At 71.7% G+C, this 1,532-nt stretch carries 1 protein-coding gene; it reads left to right on the forward strand.

Translation table 11 applies throughout. The features are described 5' to 3' along the window. Window positions 1-6: 6 nt before the first annotated feature. Entirely contained in the window at window positions 7-1,371 is a 1,365-nt protein-coding gene (locus ADL01_RS20245; RefSeq protein WP_053743429.1) for an IS1380 family transposase, read from the forward strand. The last annotated feature ends 161 nt before the right edge of the window (window positions 1,372-1,532 follow it).

Consider the following 1,532-nt stretch of genomic DNA (forward strand, 5'->3'; position numbering starts at 1 on the left):
AAGCGTATCGGGTCGTACCCGCGTGTCCGCACCGAGGGCGGCGGCAGGGCGGTGGTCTCGCAGGCCGGGGGCGTGCTGCTGGTCGAGACCGTCCGCAAGGCCGGCTTGGACACCGCGATATCGGCGGCGCTGACGCCGTGGCGGAAGGCTCGGGCGGTGCACGACCCGGGCAAGATCCTTCTGGACCTGGCCCTGGCGGTCGCGCTGGGCGGGGACTGCCTCGCGGATGTCGCCATGCTGCGGGCCGAGCCGGCCGTGTTCGGGCCGGTGGCCTCCGATCCGACGGTCTCCCGCCTGATCGACACCCTCGCAGCCTCCGGGGAGAAAGCCCTGCGGGCCATCCGTGCCGCGCGGGCTGAAGTCCGCGAACATGTCTGGCGGTTGGCCGGCCGAGAAGCGCCTGATGCGGGCGGGACGGTGACCGTGGACCTCGACGGGGTGCTGGTGATCGCGCACTCGGACAAGGAAGACGCCGCGCCCACGTGGAAGCGAACCTACGGCCACCACCCGCTGATGGGGTTCGTCGACCACGGACCGGGCGGCACGGGTGAACCGGTCGCGGCCCTGCTCAGACCGGGCAACGCGGGATCGAACACGGCCACCGACCACATCACCGCCGCCCAACTGGCCCTGGCCCAGCTGCCGAAGAAATACCGGCGCGGGCGCCGGACCCTGATCCGCACCGACTCTGCGGGCGGCACCCACGACTTCGTCGCCTGGCTCGCCCGGCGGGGACGGTGGCTGTCCTACTCGGTCGGCATGGTGATCACCGAGCAGGTCCACCAGCATGTGCTGAAGGTTCCGGCATCGGCCTGGACGGCGGCCGTCGAGGCGGGCGGCGAGATCCGCGACGGCGCCTGGGTCGCTGAACTCACCGGCGACGTCCTGGACGCCTGGCCCAAGGGCATGCGGCTGATCGTCAGGAAGGAACGACCGCACCCCGGGGCCCAGTTGCGGCTCACGGATGCGGACGGCATGCGGCTGACCTGTTTCGCCACCAACACCTTGGGCCGGCCGATCGCCGAGCTCGAGCGCCGTCACCGCCTGCGGGCCCGGGCCGAGGACCGCATCCGCGCCGCCCGGGCCACCGGCCTGCGCAACCTGCCCCTGCACCGCACGGCCCAGAACCGGATCTGGCTGGAGATCGTGCAGATCGCTCTCGACCTGCTGGCCTGGATGCCGATGCTCGCCCTGACCGGCAAGGCCAGGCTCTGGGAACCCCGCCGACTACGGCTCCGCCTGTTCACCGCGGCCGGACAACTCGTGACCACCGGCCGTCGGCGAATCCTCCGCCTGGCCCGGCACTGGCCCTGGACCGGCCACATCACCGCCGCCCTCGACCGGCTCACCCAACTGCCCGACACTGGCTGACCAGCGGATTCCCCGTCCCTTCGACAGAACCTCAACACCCGGAGCAGTGGAATCCGGCGCCACCCCGAGGCGACACCCGGGCCCTCGGCCTGCACAGCCTCAACCCACGGCACAAAAACGGTCCACCAACTCCGTCGGCGGACCGTCACGAAACTTCGAGG

This window comes from Streptomyces sp. NRRL WC-3618, from assembly GCF_001280005.1.
Lineage (GTDB): Bacteria > Actinomycetota > Actinomycetes > Streptomycetales > Streptomycetaceae > Streptomyces.